Source organism: Marivirga harenae (genome assembly GCF_030534335.1).
GTDB classification, from domain to species: Bacteria; Bacteroidota; Bacteroidia; order Cytophagales; family Cyclobacteriaceae; genus Marivirga; species Marivirga harenae.
This window is the reverse complement of record NZ_CP130565.1, coordinates 2,014,036-2,030,429: the sequence shown is the minus strand read 5'-3', so window position 1 is coordinate 2,030,429 and position 16,394 is coordinate 2,014,036. Positions and strand designations below refer to the sequence as shown.

The window sequence follows — 16,394 nt, the reverse complement described above, 5'->3', positions numbered from 1 at the left end:
TAAAAAAAATCTTTTAATATAATAATACTCCACTTAATTTAATCAAACTGAAACTTTCTGCTTAACAGCTTACAAGGCTTTCGTGTTCAATATTTTCCACAAAATTTTTTACTTTTTCCATTAGCCACATTGGTGTAGAAGTTGCTCCGCAAATCCCTACCCTCTCTATACCTTCAAACCAACTTAGATTCAACTCCTCTTCGCTTTCAATAAAGTAACTATTTGAATTTTGAGATTTACAAACCTGATATAAAGCCTTACCGTTGGAGCTCTTTTTACCACTTACGAACAGTATTACATCATGCTGTTTTGAAAACTCTAACAATTTTGGTTCTCTGTTAGAAACCTGCCTGCAAATACTATCATTAGCATTCAGAGTGGCGGCTTGTCCTTCCTCTGCAGCCTGTTGTATTTTAAGTCTATCTTCAATTTTCTTTTTGATATCATAAAAGCCCTTGGTACTTTTAGTAGTTTGGCTAAACAGTGTTACAGGCCTACTAAAATCTATTTTCTCCAAATCTGAGTCATCCATTACTATGATAGCATTTCCATTGGTTTGCCCATCCAAACCAGTCACTTCCGCATGACCTTTTTTACCATAAATAACAATCTGTCCGTTGTCTGAACACATTTTATCGTGTGCATTTTTTACTCTGTTCTGTAATTTTAGTACTACAGGGCAACTGGCATCAATAAGTTCAATATTGTTCTCCATTGCAATCCTGTAGGTTTCCGGAGGCTCGCCATGTGCCCTAATTAAAACCTTACAGTCTTGCAAATCCTTTAAATCTTCGTAATTGATGACTCTTAGCCCTTTTTCATATAGCCTTTTGACTTCCATATCATTATGGACTATATCACCCAAGCAATATAATTTTCCGGCCTCTTCCATTGCATCTTCTGCCATACGTATGGCATACTCTACACCAAAACAATATCCGGAATCGTGATCTATGGTTACTTTTAAATTACCCATCATATTTAATCATTTTTTCTGTCGCCAATTGCAAGACATATTCTACTTGCTCCGGCAAAGTAATTTCGCTTGAATCTAAAATATAAGCATCCTCAGGAACTATCAATGGATTTTCCTTTCTTTCCGAATCCATTTTATCTCGTGCCAATAAGTTTTCTTCTATTTCTGGGATAGGAATTAACTGATCTTTTTCCAATAATTCTTTTTGCCTTCTTTCAGCCCTAACGGCCAAGTCAGCTTTCATAAAGATTTTTAATTCCGCATCTGGAAAAACATTGGAACCAATATCTCTGCCATCCATCACTACTCCTTTTTTCTTCCCCAATTTTCGCTGCTGGCTGACCATATTTCTTCTTACTTCAGGTATGGCACTCACCTCGCTAACTTTATTTGAGATATACATTTTCCTTATCTCCTCCTCAACGTTTAACCCATTCAAATAAGTTTCACTAGAAGCTCTTCGTTCATTAAATTGAAATGAAATCTTGATTTCTTCAATCGCTTTTACTATTTCCTTTGAATTATCAATGTTCACGTAGTTCTGATGAAAATACAAAGTCACTGCTCTGTACATAGCACCTGAGTCAATGTAACTATACCCTAGCTGACTTGCCACTTCCTTGGCAGTACTGCTTTTCCCGCAAGCTGAAAATCCATCTATGGCTATTACTATTTTGCGCATTTTAACAATCTTTTACTGGACAAGGCAATGGTTTCTTTTTAGGCATTGATTTACGTCCTCCATTGTTGGCACAGGCAGACAAAAGTAAACCAATTATCAATAAAGTGAAGATCTTTAATACTATCGCTTTTCTAAGCATCTATTCGTTTCATTGAAATTCCTAACGCAAATATACAAGATACGGAAGGAATTTAATGGAATATTAGATGAAATATAAATAATAACAACAATTGAAAATATCACGTGTTGTATATAAACAAAAAAATATAAAACTATGAGAAAAGATTCAATTGAATACAACGGACTTTTAGGTGGGATACTGGTTTTCATTGGACTTACAGCTTATTTTTTGATTATGAATGCTATTGGGTTAGAACATAATTTAGAGCTTCGCGCTTTAAACATCATCATCATGGGAGCTGGGGTTTTCTTCTCCATCAAATCAATTAAAAAAAAGAACGAGAACTTCGACTATTTTAAAGGGATTGGCACTGGTATGTTGACAGCTGTCAGTTCATCATTGGCATTTGCTATTTTCATTTTCATATACTTACTATCAAACCCCGAATTTTTGCAGGAAATAAAAGAAGTTGAGCCATTCGGCAATTACCTTAATGCCTTTCTTATTTCATTTATTATCATAATGGAAGGTGCTGGATCAGGTTTTTTTCTCAGCTTTGGCATTATGCAATGGTATAAAAAAAGAACACCTGAATGGTTTTTAAAAGAGCAAAAAAACAGTAAAGAAAGCAAGTGAAATTATCTCCCTTTTAAGATTTTAGTAAATATGATTTTCAAATTCAATCATATAATTTATTAACTTTAAGTACGATTTGAAAATCAAGTACTATGGAATACAAAAAAGGTAAGGCTGAAGAATTTTTCAGCAAAGCGGGAAAAAAAATTGATAGTCTGTTTTCAGAGATTAGCCAAAGTAATATTTCAGATAAACTGGAATTAAAAGAGCGATTGCAAGAACTGAAAAGAAATAAGGAATCACTTGAAAAGGATTTTGATCGATTTACAGAAGACAATAAAGAGGTCTTTAAAGACTTAGCGAATAGCTTTGAAGAATCTTTCGAAGATATTAAAAACATCTTTCGGAAAAAGAACAATCAAAAGGGGTAACCAATTCCAATGTTGAGTGCTGGCCCGTAATTTGACCTTGTCCCCAAGTTCCATTCGCTTATGGTCCACCTGTCTCCCGAATCTCTTGCAGGATCGTACAATTTGAAAGCAAAATCAAATCGTAATATTAGGAACGAAAAATCGACTCGTAATCCTACTCCTGTTCCAATTGCTATTTCGTTATAAAACCTATCCCATTGAAAATCACTACCAGGCTCATCATTATCTGAAAAAGACCATACATTTCCTGCATCAATAAAGAAAGCACCATCCAAAAAGTTGATCAAGTTTCTTCTTACTTCTACACTGGTTTCGAAAATTATTTCTCCTGGTCGCTCGATGTTATATAAAAAATTCCCTTCATCATCTGTATCAACAAAACTTCCCGGCCCCAACCTCCTAGGTGCCCAAGCCCGAATACTGTTACTACCCCCAGCAAAATAATATTTCTCATAAGGTAAAACATCTTGTGAAAACTCTCCATAGGGTTTCGCAAAACCCACATTAAAGCGGTAGGCAAACGTACTTTTCTTTCCATAAGGTATATAGGTCCTATAATCTAAGGAAGCTTTAATAAACTGGAAATACTCCAATGATGATTGATTAACTTGCTCTCCGATAGCATTAATATTCAATAAATTACCCCCGGTTTCACCAAAGAATTTAATAAAACTAGCTCTACTTTGGGCTTGGCCATAGTTATTGAAATTTTTGGAAATAGTAATTGAGCTGCTTGAAACAAATGAAGGCAAAAACGACCTACTTAGCTGTCTGCCAAAAGTAGTTTGCTCTTCTAAAGCCCTAATAAATTCCTCTTGTAAATCTGACTCTATAAGATTTATATCAGATACAGTCAAATCAAAAATCCATCGCATTTTATTTTGCCAAGAATAACCAAATGATCCATTTAAATTGCTTCTTACATACTCTGGTCTATCTGTGAAATTGAAACCTAAACCAGTTTTGGTCTTAGGATTCAATAAAGCAAATCTAGACTTGAGCTGAGTCCCAAGAGGAAATAAAAAATGAGGAAATGTAAATGACAAATTTGCCCTAGCTTCAGTGGCAGTAGTCACATCGGTCTGATCTGAAATATTGGCTACTCCTTCAAACCCTAATCTCCCTGATAGCTCCATAACTTCTGCTCCTTTAAAAGGGTTTCTGTTCTTTAAGGAAACATTATAAAAAGGCCCAGGCAATCCAAAGGTCACGTTAACATTGACTCCAATTTCATTGCTCAACTGAAATTTATCTAAAGGACTTGTAAATATGTTAGCTACAAAGTCGCCTCCCGCTGTATCGTACTTAATATTCACAAAGCGGAACATATCTAAATTGGCTAATTGGCGCTGCGTATTAAGTGTCTTTTCTAGGCTATAAAATTCATTTGGCCTAATGAAGACTCTCTGATCAAGAATCTTCTTTCGATAAGAATAATCATAGTAAAAATAATTGATAGAATTGACCTTTTCTTCAGTCCTATTAGCTCCACCTACTTGCGTGTTTACGTCAGTAGTGAAATTGACTTTATCTAATTTGTATCGCTTATGATTTTTAGCATCTTGAGGTTTATTAATGATTATTTCTAATGCTAAATTAGTGGTGTCTGGGTCGCGATAAACGTTGTACTCCACAAATTGTCTAGAAAAAGTATAATATCCATTATTTTTCATAATGTTTTCTATTCTCTCCCTTTCCGCGGTCAATTTACTTTGGTCGTAAATGTCACCAGCTTTTATCAAACTATTTCTTTTCCCACCTACCAAAACACTCATCATTACTTTATTACCTCCGGTATTATAAATAATAGTATCTATAATATAGGATTCTCTTTCAGCTATATTATAAGTTACATTTGCTCTCTTATTTTTTATTCCCTTATATTTCACTTCATAGCCAACTTCTGCATCAAAAAAGCCTTTAGATTCCAAGAAAAGTTGAATTTGATTTTTCGTTTGCTTAGTAGCCGAAGAATCAAAAATTGCCAAAGGCTCTCCCCACCTCATAAAAAGATTACCATCTTCTAAAAGCGTTGAAAACTTATCGTTCTTTTTATTTAATTTTCTTTCTAATCGAGTGGCTTTATTGAATTTCTCAGCTTCTCGCGCTTCGGTGATCTTCCCCTGCAATTCCTCTAGCACAACTTCTTTTTCTACTTGGATTTCTTCGGGGTCATAATACTGCAGTCCAGTTTCGTATAAGGCTACATAAGGTGAAATAGGCAATAATAGAATTCGACTGTTTGCTTTCTGATTGTATAAATTTTCCAGTCGATCGGAAGAAATATTTTCATTACCTTTAATTTTCTGTTTAAAGAGAAGTTTCTCATCATTTTTCAAATAGCTTGTGCCCACACAAGAAGTGAAAAAAATGATACTGCTCAGCAGAAAGGATTTTATTAATTTTATATTCAATTTCAGTGCTATCGAAATAAATGCTTACTAAGACTCATACAAAGTTCATCAAATCTCTTCAATTAAAGAAATTCCGGCAGAAAGAAGGGCTATTTATAGTTGAAGGAGCCAAAAATACCCTTGAATTATTAAATTCTTCCTGTAAAATAAAAGATTTAATTGTTACAGAAGCTTTTTTGAAAAAGTTTCAACTAGAACTCAATAATGCAAAGGTCGAACCAATTATTATAAAAGAAAAAGAATTAAGAGGTTTAGGAACATTTCAAAGCAATACTGATGCACTAGTGGTGGCACATGATCAAATGCCTCCAACATACAAATCCAAGGGCTTTGATTTAGTATTAGATGACATAAGAGACCCAGGAAATTTAGGCACTATTATCAGATTAGCAGATTGGTACGGCATCAAAAACATTATTTGCTCCGCAACCACAGCGGAATTTTACAACCCAAAAGTGATTAGCGCTTCCATGGGTTCCATTTTCAGGACTTATTTGTATCGAAGAGATTTGAAAGAATTCTTAGCTGAAAATAGTAGTAGAAAGATTTATGGTGCTTTATTGGAAGGAAAAAATGTACATCAAGTTAATTTTGACACAAATGGACTTCTGATAATTGGGAATGAATCACACGGAATTGATTCAGAACTTATTTCATTTATTGCAGATAAGATCACCATTCCAAGAATTGGAAAAGCTGAATCATTGAATGCCGCAATGGCTACTGCTATAATTTGTGATAATGTTTTTAGAAATCAGTAGGCATAAAAAACCTGCTCTCAGCTTGAAAACAGGTTTTAAACAATAATTTACAAATTTTTATTGAACGCCAGCTTCAATAGTGGCTTCCATAGTAAAAGTAACGGTATAATCCATTGGAACCTCTGCATATCCTTCAAGAGTAATTTCTAGCAAGGTACCATCATCAAGTACATATTGCTCAACTGCTTGTTTCAAAGCAGTAACATACTCAGCACTAAGGCTGTTTAATTGTTCTTCAAATGTTGAACCACTAAGAACCCCCGTTCCAGTTCCTACTCTATTCTCCCCTGCATAGAACAAAAGCTCTACATTAGTAGGAATACCACTGCCTCCTTCTAAGTTATCAACTACTGCAAAGTTAAAAGACTCAACTGTGAAATCCTTCATCTGCTCACGTCTTTCAGCAATCTCATCAGATGCCAAATCAACTTGTTCTATAATTTCAAAAGTACCAGTTTCTGTACTTGATACTCGAAAAGTTTTTGTTAAATCAGTTGGAACATCTACAGTAACTTCCTCTGATAAATCTTCACAAGAAATAGCCATGAGGCTAAACATCCCTACAAAGGTAAATGCATACAACAATACTTTTTTAATATTTTTCATCTTTTTTAGTTTTATTTAAAAGTTCAAAAGTACAGTTTAATATTAGATAATTGAATTAACCCCAATCAAATATTCTATTTTTTCGATAAACACCACTCAAAACTAGGAGAAAAGGTTGACTTGAGCCAATCAGATACTGAAAAGGCTGCTAAAATGGACGGATATAATAGTATGAATATGCATAAACCCAAGTCCATAAAAGAAGAAAAGCTCTTGATTGAGCAATTTAAAAAATCAATTTAATTTAATTCCATGATTGGTTAGACAGTAGCATTGAATCTTGTACAAGCTTCGGTTATTTTTATATTATAAGGTTTATAGAATAAAAAAGTAAAAAACCTATTAAATAAAAAAAAGCTAAGAGACATACTATTTCTTGACACTGTTAATTTGATGATACTGCAGAAACAGTCATTACCCCTTCTATTGTAATTCCAACAGTATAACTAATAGCTCCATCGGATGTCAATTCTAATTGAATGTCAAAAGGTTCAAAAGCTTCCAAGCTTCTCGCAATTGCATCTTGTATATCAGCATTCAAATCAATTTGTGTTCCATCTAGATCATTAATGTCATCTATCGTCAAAAACGAGAAATCGCCATATTCAGAAATTAAGATAATCTCTCCAGATCCAATATTCCCTTCTGAGCCATTATCCGTAACATCAATAATTAATTTATTAGCAGAAATATTTATTATCCTGTCCTTATATTCATCAATTTCCTCTCCACTTGGATTTACAGTTTCTGTAAATGAGGTGTCTTTTGCCTCAGTGGTCGTAATATCAAATGAACGCTTTATATCAGTGGGCACATCAACATTTAATAAATCATCAGTATCTTCGCAGGAAATCGCAGTTAAACTAGACAACCCTATAATTGCTAGTGAAAAGGTGAAAAATCTTTTGAACTTTATCATATTCTAAATAATTTCTATATAACAAAAATACAGTTTATTATATGAAAAATCACGTTCGATTAAATAAACTTTCCAATTTTTCAATAAAACACCCTAAATGATAGCCATCCACCAATGCATGGTTGACGTGGACTGAAAACGGCATAAATATTTTGCTATGTTCCTTATAAATTTTTCCAGTTGAAATTTTAGGCATGCTATCTTCTACAGCAAAATGACGGGCATGCGAAATGGAAGTAAATTTGATCCAAGGAATAGCCGTAAAATGAATAACATCCACCATTCCTTTCATCACATCTAAACCAGACTCAGCTTTTATTCTATCAATTTCGGCTTTAACATTAAGTGAAAAGACCTTCAAATCTTCATCAAAAATCATCCTGGAATACCCAAAAGTTTTATCATCTCTCAAAACGGTGGCAGAAGCATGAACCGTCTCCACATCATATACTTCTTGTTCAATTAGCCTATAGCGCATTTCGGGGATTGCATTTACTGCCGTTAGTATCTTATGCAAATAATAATGGTAAAATGATATCCCATCCCTTTTGCAGTAACTATAAGCATCCGTGCATTCCAAATTAATGTTTACACCATAAAATGGTTCGTCAAATGCATTAAAAAAATTAAAATGGTCTTTGCGTGGATGTTTCTTAAAATTGAGTTTATTCACTAATGAATAGAGTTTATCTTAATCAGAGTTAAAATCAAATTTACTTTTAAAAACACACATTTTATAAGATGCTGGAAAATTATATTATTTATTTTCATAATACCATCCTTTGACTTACGTTTGTATCCAAAAATAGAACTATCAACCCAATCCAAATTTGATGAAACAATTACTATTGCTAATAACTTTATTTGTTTTTAGTCAACTTACCCTTGCGCAAATCAGAATAAGCGGCTATATAAAAGATGCGCGAACCGGTGAAAATTTAATTGGTGCCAATATTTGGCAACCTGCCACTAAACAAGGAACTGCCAGCAATACTTACGGCTTCTATAGCTTAAACATAGGTGGAGATACTGCCACTTTGGAAGTTTCTTATGTAGGCTACCAAACCATCAGAAAATCTATAAAATTAGAAGGGGATACCAATATCAATTTTGAATTGGAACTCTCTGATGAATTGTCTGAGGTGGTGGTCAAAGGTACCCGACCAGATTTAGAACTCACTAAGATGAGCAGTATGAAAATTAGTGCTCAAGACATTAAAGCCATTCCGGCATTATTAGGAGAGGTAGATGTTCTCAAAACTATACAGCTTATGCCTGGTGTTCAAAGTGGTTCGGAAGGAAGCAGTGGCATTTATGTTCGAGGTGGTGGACCTGACCAAAACTTGATTCTGCTCGATGGCGTTCCCGTTTATAATGCCTCTCATTTATTTGGATTTTTTTCTGTTTTCAATGCTGATGCGATCAGTAATGTAGAAGTGATAAAAGGTGGGTTTCCTGCAAGGTACGGAGGTAGGCTTTCATCGGTAATCGACATCAATATGAAAGATGGCAATATGAAAAACTGGCAAGCAGAAGGTGGAATCGGCTTAATCTCATCTAGATTATCAGTTGAAGGCCCCATCAAGAAAGATAAAGGTTCAATTATCCTTTCTGGTAGAAGAACCTATATTGATATTTTAGCAAGACCCTTAATAAGAGCAAATGCCGATGGTGCAGATTTAGGATATTTCTTTCATGATTTTAATGCCAAGGCCAATTATAAATTCTCTGACAAAGACCGTATTTACCTTAGTGCATATACAGGCAAAGATAAATTCTACGCCAGAGATGAATACGAATATGATGATGGCGGTTCCATCAATGAGTATAAAGATGAAGCAGGAATTCAATGGGGTAATTTCACGACTGCTGGCCGATGGAACCATCTATTTTCAAATCAATTGTTTTTAAATACAACTGCCACCTACAGTCAATATAACTTCAGCTTATTTAATGAAAGCTATTCACGCTATGCCACAGCTGATGATGAAACTGAGGAAAATTTTTATGCATCATATAATTCAGGGATTCAGGATTACGGTTTAAAATTAGATTTTGATTATTATCTAAATAACGGGCATTCCTTGAAATTTGGTGCCAATTACATTTACCATATTTTCCAGCCCGAGGCTTTCAATTTTGAAGCAGACTTTGAGGCAGACTTTGACCAACCCGATACGAAACCAATTTACGGTAATGAGTTTTCAGTTTATATAGAAGATGAATTTGAACCCTTTGAAAAGCTAAAAGTAAATGCGGGTCTACATGCTTCAGCATTTCGAGTAAGGGAAGAATTTTACCCGTCTTTCCAACCCAGAATTAGTGCAAGATATTTAGTGAGCAATAAATTATCATTTAAAGCTTCTTATGCTGAAATGGCTCAGTTTCTTCATTTGTTGACCAATTCGGGAATTGGATTACCGACAGATTTATGGGTGCCCGTTACAGATAAAATCAAACCACAATTTGCACAGCAAACTGCCATTGGAATGTCCTCTTTAATTGCTGATGGGAAATATGACTTGTCAATTGAAGGCTACTATAAAAACATGAACAACCTGATTGAATATAAAGAGGGTTCCAACTTTCTGAATTTGGAAGAAAGCTGGGAAGATAAAGTAGCAGTTGGAGACGGCTGGAGTTACGGTGCTGAATTCTTATTTAGGAAAAAAGAAGGTAAGTTCAATGGTTGGATCGGCTATACTCTATCTTACAATAATCGCCAATTTGATGAATTGAATTTTGGACGAGTATTCCCTTATAAATATGATAGGCGACACGATATAAGTGTAGTCACAAATTATAGGCTCAACGAAAAATGGGAAATTAGTGGTACATGGGTATATGGAACAGGTAATTCAATAACATTACCAATAGCAAAAATATCAGAGCTTTCTGAGAATCCAAGATCAGAAAATGAGGGTTATTACGGATATTCCGATGTTTATCAATATAGTGACCGTAATGCTTACAGAATGCCGGCATATCACAGGGCGGATGTCGGGATAACACGACACAAAGAAAAGGACTGGGGAAGCTCAAGCTGGACTATAAGCGTTTATAACCTTTACAATAGGCAAAATCCCTTCTACATCACCACATCCAACAACAGCATAGGGGAAACATCTTTTAGCCAAATCAGCTTGTTTCAATTAATACCATCCTTTACTTACAACTTTAAATTCAGACCAAATGAAAAATAATCTTAAGCTAATTATCCTGTCAGCTTCTCTTTTGCTTGCCTGTGAAAAAGAAGTTGAATTAAAGATTGATGAAAACGATTCAAAGTTGGTATTGAATGCATGGCTAAAGACTGATAGACATCCACTTGTTGAAATCAATCGTTCCACCTTTATATTTGATAAAAGAGGAACTGACCATATCGATAATGCAGAGGTCATTATTTTTGAAAACGATCAGGAAATCGCATACTTAGAATATTTTCAATCAGGATATTATCAAAACAAAAACATTAAAATTAAGCCTGATACAGAATATAAAATCATTGCAAGAGTAGAAGGATTTGAGGAAATTTCAGCTACGGAGAAATCTGCAAGTAAAATCACGGATGAAGATTACGAATTTGAATTCAACTCAATTGAAAGAAACAGCCAATTTGGAGGTGAAAAACGATCTGAAGTAAACATCACTATCAATGATAATGCTTCCACAGAAGATTTTTACCTTTTCCGGTTAAAAGCGATCAGCACTGAATGGAATACCGACCAACCCGAGGAGGATACGACCTACAATGAATATTATGAATACGTAGAAGCCACTGATTTACAAACCGAAGAATTATATTTAGATGGAACTGGAAGCATACAAGTTCTAAAAGACGAGCTATTTAACGGACAAGAATATACTGTTAGGTTTAATTCCCATGATTTAAGAAAAGATATTTATGTCAACGGCCATTACAATGCTATTTTTCAATACAAGGTAGAGATGCATAAAATCAGTAAATCCTTATACTTATACTTAAAAAGTGTGGAAAACAATCGATATCCTGACCCATTTACAGAACCCACCCAAATATTCACTAATGTTAAAAATGGTTATGGAATTTTAGCCACTTCTACTGTTGTTGAAATAGCAATAGAAGAACTTGGAGATGTAGAAATCAATGAATAACTCATTAGGGAAATATCTAATAATAATTGGTGCTTTGATAATTTTAGCTGGAATTATGATTTATTTCTTTCAGGACAAGCTTCAATGGATTGGAAAATTGCCTGGTGATATAAGAATAGAAAGAGAAAATTTCAGCCTTTACTTTCCTATAACCACCATGCTATTGGCCAGTTTGGTGGTCTCTCTTTTAATCCGATTATTTAGAAATTTATTCTAATTTAAATTTTCGAGTATAGGACAAGGTAGGAAAAGCTATCATTCTGGTTCTTTCGTTTCTATAACCATATGGATCCCAAGAAGGCGAATCATACGGAGAAGGAATATCACCAGGAGCAACCAAAACGTGAGTCAAACCAATTTGCCAACTTACCAATTCCTTATTCTTCCTGACAAAACGAATCCCTGTTAATCCATACCATAAAGTTCTTTTTAAATCATATTCTCCTTCTTCATAGCTGTAATCGCCATTTGGGAGCATAGTTTCTCGGTAGACATACTCTCTACTACTAACATTAAAAATATAATTCTCAGTAAGAAAGTAGAAAAATGGTCCACCTCGAACTATACCGGAAAAATTACCTACAAAGGAATCACTACTAGCTTCTGTAAAATCATTATTGTTTACAGTGAGATATCCTGCCCCAATTGTCAAATTATTGTGACTATCGCCATAGCTGTAGGTTACAAACGCAAGATTTCCGAAAAAATTAGTGCCATAGGTACCTAAAATCATCATATCGCCTATTGCTACGCTATGTTTTTCTTGAAGGGGAATAGAAAGTTTGGCAGTGAAATACACTGGAAAACCAAACAAGGTAGTTCCCATTCCTATTGACAAATTATCTGAGAGGCCATATTGAATATCATGTAAAAGAAAATAAATCGAATTGTAGTATAGTTCTCTTTCCTTCAATCCGAAAGATGTTGGGGCAAAAAAGTATCTTGAATCGTGCTCAGAATTTATATTTTCATTACCTGCCTCATTACTTTCTGATAACTCCTGAGAGGGCTGCGTTGGGTTTTCAATAATATCTAATACCGCATAATAGATAACAATTGCTTTTTCTTCATCTGTACTAGATGCTAAATTTTCACCATTAGACTTCGATCCTAAAAGCTCACCATCACAATTTGAAAGTTCTGTGATTATTCGATTTCCATTTTTATAAATCTTAGCAAAATAATAATTGCATTTTTCTTTGATATCAACTGTAGTGCTTAGCGATATATCACTCTGCTTGAACTTTTCAGAAAGTAAATATTCAACTTGAGAATTAACTATGTTTGCACGGTCATCGAAAACTATTCGATCTTGGGCTATTATTGAATGGTAACTAATAAAAAAAACACCTAAAAATATCGATAAGACCCTCATAGCTCAAATAATTGATGTTAAGTAAATATAGGGATAATATTCAATTTAACAACGATTGTAAGCATTATTTCCAATTTAAATTACTGATATTCAGAACTTAATTTGATCACTCTCACAACTTAAAGTTTCATACCTTTCAATCTCAAACTATTCAACACTACAGAGACCGAACTGAATGCCATGGCCGCCCCTGCGATCATTGGATTTAATAAGAAACCGGTGAATGGATATAACAAACCAGCAGCCAGTGGAATTCCAATAATATTGTAGATGAAAGCCCAAAATAAATTTTGCTTGATCCCTCTTATTGTTAATTGAGATAGATGAAATGCTTTAGGTAAATTTTCTAAATCCGAACCTATTAAAGTCATTTTAGCCACGTCAATGGCTATATCCGAACCTTTGCCCATGGCGATACTCACATCTGCTTGAGCTAGAGCTTCAGAATCATTTATACCATCACCCACCATGGCTACTACTTTTCCCTTAGCCTGCAATTCCTTTACAAAGTCAGATTTATCGGAAGGCATTAAGTGGGCTTTTACGTTTTTTATTCCAACAACATTAGCTACAGCTTGTGCAGTTTTTTCGGCATCCCCGGTGAGCATATAAACTTCCATGCCTCTATTTTGCAATTGCTCAATACTTAATTTTGCATTTTCTTTGATTTTATCGGCTATACCTATAATGGCCAATATTTGCTTTTCATCAGCAAAATAAATGACGGTTTGACCTTTCGATTCCCATTCATCAGCAGTAATCAAAACTTCATCGCTGGTTTTTAAGTTTTGCTCTTGCATCCATGCAAAATTTCCTACAAAATAATTTTGATCATCGTATTTTGCTTTTACGCCTCTACCTGAAATACTTTCAAAGGATTGAATACTTATTTTTGAAAGTTCAGCAGATTTTAATTGTTTTAAAACCGCCTCAGCCAAGGGGTGCTCGCTTTTAGATTCAATATGAAATAAAATTGATTTCAAAGAAGTTTCTTCAGAAAACCACTTTTCATTTACCACCGAAGGCTGGCCTTCTGTAATCGTTCCTGTTTTATCCAAAATAATCGCATTTGTCTGATAGGCTTTTTCCAAACTCTCAGCATCTCGAATCAACATATTATTTTCCGCTCCTTTTCCAACACCAACCATAATAGCCGTTGGAGTTGCTAAGCCAAGCGCACATGGACAAGCAATTACAAGCACCGTAATTGCAGATAGCATTCCTTGAGTCAAGGAATTTTCTCCACCAAAGATTTGCCACAAAACAAAGGTTAGAATAGCTATTCCGATTACAGTAGGTACAAAAATACCAGCAATTTTATCAACCAATTTCTGAACTGGGGCTTTACTTCCTTGGGCTTCTTTTACTCTTTCAATGATAGAAGCCAATAAAGTATCTCCTCCAACTTTCTCAGCTTTGAAAGTAAAGCTTCCTTTTTGATTAATTGTACCCGCAAAAACCTTTGCTCCAGCTAATTTTTGCGCAGGAACCGGTTCACCTGTAATCATGCTTTCATTCACATAAGAATCACCACTCTCAACTGTACCGTCAACAGGAATTTTATCACCAGGCTTTACCAAAATTTCATAGCCTACTTTTACAGATCCGATGGGTATTTCCTCCTCACTTCCATTAATCAAAACAATAAGTGTTTTCGGCTGCAGCCCAATCAGTTTCTTCAAAGCCGAAGAAGTATTAGTCTTTGCTTTTTCTTCTAAATATTTTCCTAAAGAAATAAAAGTAATGATGACAACAGCTGCTTCATAGTAAACATGTGCCTCTAATCCCCTTTGAAGCCAAAATTCAGGATAAAACGTATTGAAAATACTCAGTGCAAATGCAATTCCAGTACTAAGTGCCACCAAAGTATCCATATTAGCTTTGCCATGTTGGGCTTGCTTCCACGCACCTTTGAAAAAATGACCCCCAAAATAAAAAAGAACTACTGCTGATAATGGTAAAGAAATATATTGGCCTATTTCCCAGCTCATGAAAAACATACCAAAAATAAAAACCGGAATTGAGAGAATTGCGGATCCTATTAGGCTTCTTTTGACTTCCAGAAATTGAGCTATTTGAGCTTCTTCCTGCTTTTCGGCTACATTGTCTTCCTCCATAATGGCATCATAGCCTACTCCTTGCAGTGCAGATTTTAAATCTGCCAATGAAACTTCATCAGGATTGAAAGTAGCCCAAGCTGTATGAGTTGCAAAATTCACATCTGCATCTTGAACACCTTTAGTACTTTTAAGTGTAGACCCCACACTGGAAGCACAGGCCGCACAGCTCATGCCAGTTATTGGAAATGTTTTTTTGATTATTTGGGCTTCAGCTTTTTCTGTCATTTAAATCTTTTTCTTAACGAACTTAAAAATCTTTAAAAAAATACATAAACAATTTTTCATATATTACGATATGAAAGTCATGGAAGTTCAAAAGTCTGATGAAAAATTAGCCAAAATGGCTAAAATATTGAAAGCTGTAGCCAATCACAATAGATTGAGGATTGTACAGCTACTATTAAAAACAGGAGAAATGACAGTGAATGAAATTTGTGAAGAGCTGGAGAACTGTGAACAGTCATTGTTATCACATCATTTGGCCGCTTTAAAAGAGGCTGGAGTTTTGAGTTCAAGAAGAGAAGGGAGAAAAATTTACTACTCTTCTGCCAAAAAAGAGATTGAGAATTTAATGAATTGTATTGAAAACTGTTGTAAATAAATGAATGATAAAATAAAAGAAGTATTAGAAAGAACGCCATTCGAACCAGAGTTAAAGGATGAAATCTTAAAATCCGGTCGATTGAAGAAAGCTAAGACAGGTCAAACCGTCATCACGCCAGATGATGAAGCACAGGAAATGCCTTTAGTGATGTCGGGTTTACTAAGAGTAATGCGAAACGATGACAATGGCAATGAAGTCTTTTTATACTATTTAGAGGGAGGGGAAACATGCGCCATGTCCATCACTTGTTGCTTAGAAGGAAAAAGAAGTTCATTCCACGTAGTGGCCGAAGAAGATTCCGAACTATGGATGATGCCGGTTTCCAATTTGGACAATTGGATAACAAAATATCGGAGCTTTAGACGGTTCGTCTTCAATTCTTACCAAACAAGGTTTGATGAATTACTACAGACGATCGACAGTATGGTTTTCATGAAATTAGATGAAAGACTTTACAATTATCTTTTAGATAAGAAAATTGCAAGCGGATCATTTGAAATTAAGAAAACTCATCAGCAAATTGCAAATGAATTGAACACCTCCCGAGTTGTAGTTTCTAGACTATTAAAGAAGTTGGAAAAGGAAGATAAGATTGAGCAAAGAAGAAATTATATTGAAATACTTTAAAACTTGTTTTCAGGATGGCAAATTAGAGCAGTTATTATAAGTCAGTAA

General features: G+C 34.7%; 16 protein-coding genes. 8 read left to right on the top strand and 8 right to left on the bottom strand.

What is annotated here, in order from left to right:
* Positions 1-61: 61 nt before the first annotated feature.
* On the bottom strand, positions 62-979 hold the full coding sequence (locus tag Q3Y49_RS08705) for a 4-hydroxy-3-methylbut-2-enyl diphosphate reductase (protein WP_303271923.1): 918 nt from the start codon (positions 977-979) through the stop codon (positions 62-64).
* Positions 969-1,658: a (d)CMP kinase gene (gene cmk, locus Q3Y49_RS08700; protein WP_303271922.1), complete on the bottom strand. Its 690-nt coding sequence runs from the start codon at positions 1,656-1,658 to the stop codon at positions 969-971. Before cmk ends, Q3Y49_RS08705 begins: the two co-directional genes overlap by 11 nt.
* A 274-nt stretch (positions 1,659-1,932) precedes the next feature.
* On the opposite strand from cmk, the gene Q3Y49_RS08695 reads away from it, so the two are divergent.
* Positions 1,933-2,415 (top strand): DUF4199 domain-containing protein, encoded by a 483-nt coding sequence (locus Q3Y49_RS08695; protein WP_303271921.1) that lies wholly within the window; start codon positions 1,933-1,935, stop codon positions 2,413-2,415.
* Between the two features lie 92 nt (positions 2,416-2,507).
* A complete protein-coding gene (locus Q3Y49_RS08690) occupies positions 2,508-2,786 on the top strand; it encodes a hypothetical protein (RefSeq protein ID WP_303271920.1) in 279 nt (92 codons plus the stop codon).
* Here Q3Y49_RS08690 and tamL read toward each other — a convergent pair.
* A complete protein-coding gene (tamL, locus tag Q3Y49_RS08685) occupies positions 2,774-5,200 on the bottom strand; it encodes a translocation and assembly module lipoprotein TamL (RefSeq protein WP_303271919.1) in 2,427 nt (808 codons plus the stop codon). The genes Q3Y49_RS08690 and tamL overlap by 13 nt on opposite strands.
* Positions 5,201-5,220: 20 nt before the next feature.
* On the opposite strand from tamL, the gene Q3Y49_RS08680 reads away from it, so the two are divergent.
* Positions 5,221-5,961, top strand: coding sequence for an RNA methyltransferase (locus Q3Y49_RS08680; RefSeq protein WP_303271918.1), 741 nt, complete (start codon positions 5,221-5,223; stop codon positions 5,959-5,961).
* Positions 5,962-6,018: 57 nt separating this feature from the next.
* On the opposite strand, the gene Q3Y49_RS08675 is transcribed toward Q3Y49_RS08680, so the two are convergent.
* The 3 genes from Q3Y49_RS08675 to Q3Y49_RS08665 form a co-directional block, all read right to left on the bottom strand.
* Complete coding sequence (locus Q3Y49_RS08675) at positions 6,019-6,567, bottom strand: hypothetical protein (RefSeq protein ID WP_303271917.1); 549 nt, start codon at positions 6,565-6,567, stop codon at positions 6,019-6,021.
* Positions 6,568-6,952: 385 nt separating this feature from the next.
* Complete coding sequence (locus Q3Y49_RS08670; RefSeq protein WP_303271916.1) at positions 6,953-7,486, bottom strand: hypothetical protein; 534 nt, start codon at positions 7,484-7,486, stop codon at positions 6,953-6,955.
* A gap of 49 nt (positions 7,487-7,535) precedes the next feature.
* Positions 7,536-8,159 carry a CatA-like O-acetyltransferase gene (locus Q3Y49_RS08665; RefSeq protein WP_303271915.1) on the bottom strand — a complete coding sequence of 208 codons (624 nt, stop codon included), beginning with the start codon at positions 8,157-8,159 and terminating at the stop codon, positions 7,536-7,538.
* A gap of 160 nt (positions 8,160-8,319) precedes the next feature.
* Between Q3Y49_RS08665 and Q3Y49_RS08660 the strand changes: the two genes are divergently transcribed.
* From Q3Y49_RS08660 to Q3Y49_RS08650, 3 genes are read left to right on the top strand one after another with little or no spacing between them, the layout of a single operon-like run.
* Positions 8,320-10,689, top strand: coding sequence for a TonB-dependent receptor (locus tag Q3Y49_RS08660; RefSeq protein ID WP_303271914.1), 2,370 nt, complete (start codon positions 8,320-8,322; stop codon positions 10,687-10,689).
* Positions 10,679-11,620, top strand: coding sequence for a DUF4249 domain-containing protein (locus Q3Y49_RS08655; protein ID WP_303271913.1), 942 nt, complete (start codon positions 10,679-10,681; stop codon positions 11,618-11,620). Before Q3Y49_RS08660 ends, Q3Y49_RS08655 begins: the two co-directional genes overlap by 11 nt.
* Positions 11,613-11,837 carry a DUF2905 domain-containing protein gene (locus tag Q3Y49_RS08650; RefSeq protein WP_303271912.1) on the top strand — a complete coding sequence of 75 codons (225 nt, stop codon included), beginning with the start codon at positions 11,613-11,615 and terminating at the stop codon, positions 11,835-11,837. Before Q3Y49_RS08655 ends, Q3Y49_RS08650 begins: the two co-directional genes overlap by 8 nt.
* Here the strand turns inward: Q3Y49_RS08650 and Q3Y49_RS08645 are convergent.
* Together Q3Y49_RS08645 and Q3Y49_RS08640 are read right to left on the bottom strand one after the other, a co-directional pair.
* Positions 11,829-12,995, bottom strand: coding sequence for a hypothetical protein (locus Q3Y49_RS08645; RefSeq protein ID WP_303271911.1), 1,167 nt, complete (start codon positions 12,993-12,995; stop codon positions 11,829-11,831). The genes Q3Y49_RS08650 and Q3Y49_RS08645 overlap by 9 nt on opposite strands.
* A gap of 119 nt (positions 12,996-13,114) precedes the next feature.
* Positions 13,115-15,340 (bottom strand): heavy metal translocating P-type ATPase, encoded by a 2,226-nt coding sequence (locus tag Q3Y49_RS08640; RefSeq protein WP_303271910.1) that lies wholly within the window; start codon positions 15,338-15,340, stop codon positions 13,115-13,117.
* A 70-nt stretch (positions 15,341-15,410) separates the two neighbouring features.
* Here Q3Y49_RS08640 and Q3Y49_RS08635 point away from each other — a divergent pair, with 70 nt between their 5' ends.
* Positions 15,411-15,716 (top strand): ArsR/SmtB family transcription factor, encoded by a 306-nt coding sequence (locus Q3Y49_RS08635; protein WP_303271909.1) that lies wholly within the window; start codon positions 15,411-15,413, stop codon positions 15,714-15,716.
* Entirely contained in the window at positions 15,717-16,346 is a 630-nt protein-coding gene (locus Q3Y49_RS08630; protein WP_303271908.1) for a Crp/Fnr family transcriptional regulator, read from the top strand.
* Positions 16,347-16,394: the final 48 nt, after the last annotated feature.

Coding starts and splice junctions, on each gene's coding strand:
- Q3Y49_RS08705 (WP_303271923.1), bottom strand. CDS start 979: ATGATGGGTAATTTAAAAGTAACCATAGATCACGATTCCGGATATTGT.
- cmk (WP_303271922.1), bottom strand. CDS start 1,658: ATGCGCAAAATAGTAATAGCCATAGATGGATTTTCAGCTTGCGGGAAA.
- Q3Y49_RS08695 (WP_303271921.1), top strand. CDS start 1,933: ATGAGAAAAGATTCAATTGAATACAACGGACTTTTAGGTGGGATACTG.
- Q3Y49_RS08690 (WP_303271920.1), top strand. CDS start 2,508: ATGGAATACAAAAAAGGTAAGGCTGAAGAATTTTTCAGCAAAGCGGGA.
- Q3Y49_RS08680 (WP_303271918.1), top strand. CDS start 5,221: ATGCTTACTAAGACTCATACAAAGTTCATCAAATCTCTTCAATTAAAG.
- Q3Y49_RS08675 (WP_303271917.1), bottom strand. CDS start 6,567: ATGAAAAATATTAAAAAAGTATTGTTGTATGCATTTACCTTTGTAGGG.
- Q3Y49_RS08670 (WP_303271916.1), bottom strand. CDS start 7,486: ATGATAAAGTTCAAAAGATTTTTCACCTTTTCACTAGCAATTATAGGG.
- Q3Y49_RS08660 (WP_303271914.1), top strand. CDS start 8,320: ATGAAACAATTACTATTGCTAATAACTTTATTTGTTTTTAGTCAACTT.
- Q3Y49_RS08655 (WP_303271913.1), top strand. CDS start 10,679: ATGAAAAATAATCTTAAGCTAATTATCCTGTCAGCTTCTCTTTTGCTT.
- Q3Y49_RS08650 (WP_303271912.1), top strand. CDS start 11,613: ATGAATAACTCATTAGGGAAATATCTAATAATAATTGGTGCTTTGATA.
- Q3Y49_RS08645 (WP_303271911.1), bottom strand. CDS start 12,995: ATGAGGGTCTTATCGATATTTTTAGGTGTTTTTTTTATTAGTTACCAT.
- Q3Y49_RS08640 (WP_303271910.1), bottom strand. CDS start 15,340: ATGACAGAAAAAGCTGAAGCCCAAATAATCAAAAAAACATTTCCAATA.
- Q3Y49_RS08635 (WP_303271909.1), top strand. CDS start 15,411: ATGAAAGTCATGGAAGTTCAAAAGTCTGATGAAAAATTAGCCAAAATG.
- Q3Y49_RS08630 (WP_303271908.1), top strand. CDS start 15,717: ATGAATGATAAAATAAAAGAAGTATTAGAAAGAACGCCATTCGAACCA.